Here is a 7,861-nt window from a genome sequence, read left to right on the forward strand (position 1 = left end):
TCGGCCCAGCCGGCCGTCCAGGAGATGTCGTCCCCGGCGAGGAAGATGCCCCGCTTGTCCTCGGGCAGCCGGTCCTGGAGGGAGGGGGTGGAGAGCCGCCGCTGGGGGCGGGAGTGGGCGGGGCGGATCGCTCGCCCGGTGCCGAAGCGGCCGGGGGCTGCTTGACGGCGTCGACCACGGCCCGGTCCGTGACGGCGGTGTGGCCCCGGACCGTTCCCTCCTTGACGCCCTCCACATCACGCGTCTGGACGGTGCGCTCCCCCAGATACGTGTACGTCTCACGGTCGAAGATCCACTCGGTGCGCGCACCGTCCGCCTCGTCGGCACGGGCGATGGCGACCCCGTGCCGGCCGACCGCGTCGGCGGAGTCGTCGACGAGGACGACGCCGGGGATCCGGGCCGCGGCACGGTAGAGGCCGGCCGCCAGCTCCGGCGGGACCACCTGTTCCCTCAGCAGGTCGCCGATGGTGTTGAAGGCCCGCTGGTCGGGACTGTTGCCCTCGCCCTCGGTCTCGTCGTAGATCTTCTTCAACAGGAGATCCGGGTCGGTGGGCAGGGTTCGCAGGTAGTCGTAGCTGGGCGCGTTGAGCGACGGCCGCGACGGCCCGGGGCCGTCCAGTGTGATGCCTTCGCGGTCGATGGACTCCTTGTAAGGCTCCATCAGCCAGCCCGTGCCACCGTCGGGCGACATCCAGACCTCACGGGGGTGGAGCTTTTCGACGTAGCTCTCGTTCTTCCCGTCGGCGCCGTCCCACGTGACCATCCAGGAGACTTCGCTCCGGACATAGAGGAACTGCCCCGGACGCGGCTCGGGCAGCTCGGCCCTCGCCGCCGCCCCGGAGATGTCGGCGACCGCGCCCGCCAGCCCTTCGGTGCTGCCCCGGGCCACCTGGACGACGGGGGCGGGAACGGTCCCGGCGGGCGGGGCGACCGCACTTCCGGGACCGCCGGAGCCGCCGGGACCTCCGAGGCCGCCGGTGAGGGCGGCGACCCCGGCGGCGGCGACCAGGACGAGGGCGGCGCCCGCGCCGGCCAGGACCGGACGACGGCCGGGACGGCGCGCCGGCCGGGAACCGCTCTCGGCGCCGGGCGTCACGTTTCGGGCGCCGGTCGAGGCGCCGGTCCTCGGGGGGCTCTCGGCTCCAGGCGTCACGTTCCGGATTCCGTTCTGGATCTCGTTCCGGATCTCGGTCATCAGGTGCTCCTCAAGGCCGCTCAAGCGGTCGGAGGAGAGTTCCGGATCACCGGGCGCGGGCAGCAGCCGGGCCAGTTCCGCGTGGTCGAGCGGCTCGTCGCGCCGTCGCCAAGGGGTGCGGATCATCGGGTTCTCTCCTCGTTCGACCGGGCCGCTGCGGTGCGGCCACCCTGTACTTGTCCGCCGGCCCCACCGGGTTCCGTACCCGTCCCGAGGGATTCCGCCCTGCCGCTCCGCCGGCGCAACTCGCTGTCGGTGAGCGTGCGGAGCCTGGCCCGCGCACGGGACAACCGGGACCGCACGGTGCCGACGGGCACGCCGAGCGCCTCGGCGGCCTCGGCGTACCCGAGGCCGGACCACACGCAGAGCGCGAACACTTCCCGCTCGGCCCGCCGCAGCTGCCCCAACGCCGCTTTGGTTGCCGCGAGTTCGTCGGAGTCGGCGATCCGCCCGACGAGTTCGTCGGCGAAGTCGGGCAGGACGTCCCGTAACGGCACCCTGGCCAGCGCCCGTTCATGGCGGCGGGCCGCGCGCCCGGTGTTGCGCAACACGTTGACGGCGATGCCCATCAGCCAGGGTCGCGGGCTCTCCCCCTCGTCGCGCAGCTTCCCGCGCAGCCGCCACGCCTCCAGAAACGTCAGCGACACGATGTCCTCGGCCGCGGTCCAGTCCCCGGTGGTCCGGACGGCGTGCCGGTAGACGAGCTGGGCATGATCGCGGAACAGCTCCCGGAAGGCGTCGGGATCCCCCGCGCGGATACGCGCGTGCATCGAGTAGCTCACCTCCTGACTTGTCCGCCCGCGCGACCAGGTTCCAGTGACGCGCATCACAGTGAACCTGTCCGGCGGCCGGGACTCGACGCCGCCCGCACCTCCGCTCGGGCCGCCTGGGCGCCTCCCCTAGGCCGCCTGGGCGCCGGGGCGCTTGAAGACCTGACGGCCGTGCCAGAGAACGAACTCCGGATCGACCGCGGGCTGCCCGGGCCGGGGAGTGGCAACCGGCTGCCCGTGGAGGGCGTCGACGGCACGCCCGGCCGGGCCGCGCGCCACGTAGAGGGGAGAGACCTGTATCCGCAGATCGGGCAGGAGCCCCAAGGCGCCCAGGTCGAAGAGCGTGTGGTGCAGAGAGCACAGCGACAGCCCGTTGGCGATCTCGTCCGGGCCGTCCTGGCTGTGCCAGCGCACATGTGCCGCCTCCAGGCCCACGGGATGACGGCCGAGCGCCCCGTCGAAGCCGCAGAACGCGCAGGCGTACGCGTAGGCCATCAGGACCTCCTCGGCGAACCCGGACCTCCGCCTCCGCGCCCTGCCCCGCCCCGGCAGCTGCGCCGCCTCGTCGAGAAGGTCCGGGTCGAGCCCGACGGCGTCCCGGACGAGCGGCTCCAGCGCCGGCGTGAAGTGCTGTTCGAGCAGGAGCCGGGCAGCCGCCGCGAAGACGCCCGGCTCGGCCAGCACCAGCTCGACCTCGGGCCGGAACCGCCCGTGGGCCCCTCGGCCGCGCAGCAGGCTCCCGCGCTCGGCCACGTCGGTACCCATCGGCAGCCCGTCACGGTCCCGCAGGTCCCACAGGCTCCGCTCCAGATGCACGAACGGCATCGCGGCCCGCTCCCGGGCCCGGGTCCGGCTCGTCACGGCCGGGCCGAAGTCATTGATCAGCCGGCTGACGGGCTCCTCGGCCTCGTCGTACGTCACCGCCGAACTGCCGCGCGCGGCGAACCTCCCCAGCAGCCAGAGCACCAGCAACGGCTTGTGCGGAGCCCGCCGACCGCCCACGCGGGCCCTCTTCAGCGCTGACAGCAGAGCCAGCAACTCTTCTCGCGTCACCGAACCAGCCGTTCCACCGAGCACTCCCAGGACCCCGGCAGCAAACCCCACCCACGACCGGCCGCACAAGCCGGACGGCGGCCCCCGCACCCCTCGCGCGAGTCCCCGGGCATCCCCCGCGCGAGTGCCCGGCCACGCGATCACCGACCAGCCGATCCGCTGCCGACCCAACCGCTACACTGGCGGCGGTAGCCCGGCCTGCACGGCGGGGCTACCGCGTCGCATCCCAGCCTTCGTAGCTCAGGGGATAGAGCACCGCTCTCCTAAAGCGGGTGTCGCAGGTTCGAATCCTGCCGGGGGCACACTCTCCACCAGCGCGAGAAGCGCTAGGGGCCAGGTCGGGGCACCACGCCCAGCCTGGCCCTTCAGCGACAGAAGTGTCTCCGACCCCTCAAGCACGGGCCTCCCCAGGCACCTCCGCGACGACCTCCTCGATCACATGCGCCGCGATCCGGGCCATCACCGGGTTCGTCTCCCGGTAGTGCGCCAGCTCCAGCAGGGCGATGGACAGCGCCCAGCCCCGCCCCCGCGTCCACGTGGCGTCGTCGGCCGCGATCGCCGTACGGAACGTCTCCCTGGCCCCGGCCGTCAGCAGGTACCAGGCCGCGATCAGGTCGACGGCCGGGTCGGCCAGGCCTGTGCAGCCGAAGTCGATGACCGCGTTGAGGCGGCCGTCCGCGACCAGGACGTTGCCCGGCTGGAGATCCCCGTGGACCCAGACCGGGCGGTCCGCGAAGGGCGGGGCGGACAGGGACTCCTTCCAGGACGCAGCGACCGCCTCCGCGTCCACGACCCCGCCCAGGGCCGCCAACGCCTCGCGGGTCGCCGGGTCGCGGGAGGCCAGGGGTTCGCTGCGGTGGGCGGGCGGAGCCTCCGCCGGGTCGATGCGGCGCAGCGCCAGCACGAGTTCCGCCAGGTCCGCCGCCAGGAGGTCCGAGGACGAAGAGGCGTCCCCGGGGCCCGGGTTCGTGCCGTCCAGCCAGGTGCAGACCGACCAGGGGCGGGGGAACGCCTTGTCCGGGGCCCCTTGGGCGAGCGGGAGCGGTACGGGGAACGGCAGTTGCTCGGCGAGTCGCGGCAGCCAGCGGTGTTCCGTCGCCACATCTGCCGCGCTGCCATCGGTACGGGGCAGCCGTACGGCCTTGTCGGTGCCCAGGCGGTAGATCGCGTTCGCGGTCCCGCTCGCGTCGACCGCCTCCACGGGCAGGTCCGCCCAGTGCGGGAACTGGGCGGCGATCAGGCCGCGTACGAGCGACGGTTCAATGATCATGTGGTGATCGAACCAGGTGACCCCGGGCGCGTACAACGTGACCTGGGCGACCGGATGTTGACCGGCCGCCCCGGACCGGGACCTGGACACGGTCCTCCGCGCCGCCGGACCGGTCCGGACCGGTCCCGGAGCGCGTTCCTACTGCGGAGAGGGCCCCGCCGCCTCTCGCCGGAGGACCGCGTCTGCGTACGGGGAGAGCCCGGCCGCCTCTCAGTGGCAGGACGCCCTCATCTGCGCCGCCGCATGGTGCGCGCCGACCCGTCGCGCGTCGCCCCAGTCCCGGCCCCGGTCGATGAGCTGCACGGCGAAGACGTCCCCCTTGACCGGGTAGCTGCGTACCGGGACCGCGCTCCCCCGGTGTTCCGTCTGGAGCACCGCGAAACCCGTGTACGCGGAGTCCCCGTCGTCCGGGTCCGAGAGCACCCGGTAGACGGTCGGCTCCCCGGCCGCGTCGCGCGGGCGGCCGCTGTCTGGGACGAAGACGGTCAGTGCGCATTCGCTGAAGCCCGGGCCCAGCCGCCAGGACCAGGTGGCCGTGGAGCCCCGGTCCTCGGCCGGGCTGCCCGACATCGGGATCGCGCTGAACCGGCCGTCGCACCCGCCGCCGTCGAAGCCGCCGTTCTCGACCGTGTACCAACCGGCGTCGCCGCTCTCGAACCGGCCGCGTTCGCGGTACGTTCCCTCCGCGCAGCCCGGGCCCGCCCACTGCGTGAAGCGGTTCCCGTCCGGCGGGGGCTCCGACGAGGCCCCCGACGGGGCGGGGACGTCCGGGGTGCCCGGGGCTTCCGTGCCCGTTCCCGTACCGGTGCCCGTTCCCGTATCGGGGTCCGTGCCCGCGTCCGGGCCGGGGGCGATCCTGGTGGGGGCCGCCCCGCCGATCCGGTCGGGGACCGCGCCCGCCTGGCCCGCCGCGTCCGTACGGCTGCTGCCGCCGCCCACGCTCCCGCCGCCCGAGACCAGCAGCGAGGCGACGGTGACCAGGCCGCCGGCCGCCACCACGACGCCCGCCGCGAGCAGGGCCCTGCGCCGGCGCGGCAGTGTGGAGAGGCGGCCCGCCAGCGTCTCGCGCGCGACCCAGGAACCGTCCACGCCCGCTGTGCCGGCCGCTCCTGCCCCGCAGCCGGGGCAGACCATTCCGGGCAGCGGTCCCCGGCGTCCGCCGCCGCAGTGTTGGCACCTCGTCGCGTTCATGGCAGAACACCTTGCCAGTGCGCCGCCCGCAGAGGGAGATCCCGCACCCGATGGCCCGTACACGGGACGGGCGCGAACGGGAAGGGCGAGGGCCCGTCAGCTCAGTTCCTCCGGGCACGGTGTGCCCGGCTGGAGCTGGTACGGGGCCGCCAGCCGGTACACGCCCGGTCGCGGCGCGAGCAGTTCGGTCCACTCGTCGCCGTACGGGCCCTCCTCGACCTTGTTCAGGCAGCCGTGGGTGTTGAGGTACGTCTTCGGGGCGGTGTCGTCCAGCTGCGACCGCTCCTTCGACTCCTCGGTCTCCAGCGGGCGCTCCACGCTCTTGCCGTTCTCGTCGACGAGCGCGAGCCACCGCGTGTACGGGATCCGGATCAGCACCCGGCCCGCCGACTTCACCGTGATCGTCAGCTCGTCCGCGCCCGCCCGCTCCACCGTCGCCGGCGGGTCGGCGAGCGGCACCGGGTCCAGCACCCGGTAGAGCTTCCAGTTCGCGTCGCCCCAGATCTGGCGCAGGTAGGGCTGCCCCTGCTCGACCAGTTCCGCCTCCTGGACCGCCCCGTTGTCCGGCCGGTCCTTGGGCAGCACCACGTAGTGCACGGCCCAGCGGTCCAGCCATTCCCGGTAGTTCACCGGGTCGAGCGTGTCGTCGTAGAAGAGCGGGTTGCGCTTCATGTCCGCCTGGCGGTTCCAGCCGCGCGCCAGGTTGACGTACGGGGCGAGCGCCGACGATTCGCGGTGACTGCTCGCGGGCACCACCTCGACCCGGCCGCGCTCCGCCTGCACCTGCTGGAGCTGGTTGACGAGCGGGGCCAGTTCGCGGTTCCAGGACGCGGCGGGCGCGGTCCGGACGATGTCGTCGACGCCCTTGAAGCCGATCCAGAAGTTGAGGCCCACGAAGGCCAGGACCAGGGCGTACCAGCGGCGGCTGCGCGGCGCGGTGTACGGCAGGGCGGCGAGCAGCGCCACCCCGGCGAACAGCATCGCCATCCGCGTGATGTTCGACCCGATCTGCGAGTCGACGACGTACGTGAGCAGCGTGCCGAGCCCATAGACGGCGGCGGCGGTGCGGACCGTGCTCCAGTCGCGCGGTACGAGGACGAAGACCAGCACCGCGAAGATGAACGGCAGCGACAGCGTCCCGAGCGACATCGGCTGCGTACCCGAGAAGGGGAACAGCCAGGCGGAGAGCCCCACCACGGCCACCGGGGCGAGGCCGATGGCGTACGCCCCGGGGCGGCGTTTGTGCAGGAACAGTGCCGCCGCGACGACGCCCAGGAAGAGTCCGGCGACCGGGCTGGACGCGGTCGCGAGCCCGGCGAGCGGGGCGGCGACGGCAGCCTTGGCCCACCGCTTGTACCGCCACCGGTAGGGCCAGCAGAACACCGCCGCCACCGCGCCGACGGCGAACATCATGCCGAGCCCGAACGTCACCCGGCCCGACAGCGCGTTGCACAGGAACGCGAAGACACCGGCGAGCGAGCAGGCCAGCGGATTGCGGACGGCCGGGACGCGCACCAGGATCAGCGCGGTCAGCCCGGAGGAGACCGTGCCGACGATCATCATCGTCGTACGGACGCCGAGCAGCGACATCAGGTAAGGCGAGACCACGCTGTACGAGACGGGGTGCATGCCCCCGTACCAGGCCAGGTTGTACGCGGTGCCGGGGTGCCGGCCCACGAACTCGGCCCAGGCGTCCTGCGCGGCGATGTCCCCGCCGGTGTTGGCGAAGAAGAAGAACCAGAGGAGGTGGAGCACGGCGGCGGCCGCCGTCGCGATGGTGACGGGGTGCCGCAGCAGCCGGCGGGCCCGGGCGTGCGGGGTCTCGTCGGCAGCGGTGGGGCTCGCGGACGAGCCGGGAGTGGAACCCGCGGACGAGCCGGGGGTGGGGCGGCCCGTGGACGAGCCGGGGGTGGGGCCCGTGGACGAGCCCTCGGTGGGTTCCGCCGCCGATTCCTCGGCGGGAGACTCGGGGGCTCGTGGCGACGGCACGCGCACCTGCAGGGCATCGCCCCCGGCACCGGTGGTCTCGTCCGCCTCGCGGCCGGGCTTCGGCTCCGCGGTGGTCACTACGGCTCTCCCCGTCCTCCGCCGGCCCCGTACGTCTTCGTACCTCGTACCTCTTGGTACGTCCCCAAGGACGCGTCCCAGCATCTTTGAGTTGTCCGGGGACGCTAACACGTACCCCCGGCACGCTTCTCCGTCATAACCGGCAGCTTCCCCGTCATGAACGGCACGGTTCTGCGTCATGAGCGGTGGGGGGGGGGGGGGCCCCCCCCCCCCCCCCCCCCCCCCCCCCCCCCCCGGGGGGGGGGGGGGGGGGCGCTTGCGAACGCCGGGGCGACGCCCGCGGTGGTCTGCGAGTCGCCCGGGTACGCGCTGGTG

5 protein-coding genes, 1 tRNA gene and 2 pseudogenes are annotated in these 7,861 nt (G+C 73.7%); 2 read left to right on the plus strand and 6 right to left on the minus strand.

The window, feature by feature from the left end; genetic code table 11:
• Window positions 1–316: 316 nt before the first annotated feature.
• From JS521_RS15100 to JS521_RS15110, 3 genes and pseudogenes are all read right to left on the minus strand, one after another.
• Window positions 317–1,321, minus strand: a pseudogene (locus JS521_RS15100) (CU044_5270 family protein); the annotation flags it as partial.
• Window positions 1,318–1,965, minus strand: a complete 648-nt coding sequence (locus JS521_RS15105; RefSeq protein WP_205083502.1) for an RNA polymerase sigma factor — start codon at window positions 1,963–1,965, stop codon at window positions 1,318–1,320. The gene JS521_RS15105 and the pseudogene JS521_RS15100, both read right to left, overlap by 4 nt.
• Window positions 1,966–2,094: 129 nt before the next feature.
• On the minus strand, window positions 2,095–3,018 hold the full coding sequence (locus JS521_RS15110) for a phosphorothioated DNA-binding restriction endonuclease (RefSeq protein WP_205083503.1): 924 nt from the start codon (window positions 3,016–3,018) through the stop codon (window positions 2,095–2,097).
• Window positions 3,019–3,247: 229 nt separating this feature from the next.
• Here JS521_RS15110 and JS521_RS15115 point away from each other — a divergent pair.
• A tRNA-Arg gene (locus JS521_RS15115) sits at window positions 3,248–3,320 on the plus strand.
• 89 nt (window positions 3,321–3,409) lie between these two features.
• On the opposite strand, the gene JS521_RS15120 is transcribed toward JS521_RS15115, so the two are convergent.
• From JS521_RS15120 to JS521_RS15130, 3 genes are all read right to left on the minus strand, one after another.
• Complete coding sequence (locus JS521_RS15120) at window positions 3,410–4,288, minus strand: aminoglycoside phosphotransferase family protein (protein WP_205083504.1); 879 nt, start codon at window positions 4,286–4,288, stop codon at window positions 3,410–3,412.
• Between the two features lie 210 nt (window positions 4,289–4,498).
• Window positions 4,499–5,422: an adhesin gene (locus tag JS521_RS15125; protein WP_205083520.1), complete on the minus strand. Its 924-nt coding sequence runs from the start codon at window positions 5,420–5,422 to the stop codon at window positions 4,499–4,501.
• Window positions 5,423–5,575: 153 nt separating this feature from the next.
• Window positions 5,576–7,546, minus strand: coding sequence for a DUF8823 domain-containing protein (locus JS521_RS15130; protein WP_205083505.1), 1,971 nt, complete (start codon window positions 7,544–7,546; stop codon window positions 5,576–5,578).
• A 219-nt stretch (window positions 7,547–7,765) separates the two neighbouring features.
• Between JS521_RS15130 and JS521_RS37510 the strand changes: the two are divergent.
• Window positions 7,766–7,861 (plus strand): annotated as a pseudogene (locus tag JS521_RS37510) (LysR family transcriptional regulator); the annotation flags it as partial.

Source organism: Streptomyces durocortorensis, assembly GCF_016901035.1.
GTDB lineage: Bacteria > Actinomycetota > Actinomycetes > Streptomycetales > Streptomycetaceae > Streptomyces > Streptomyces durocortorensis.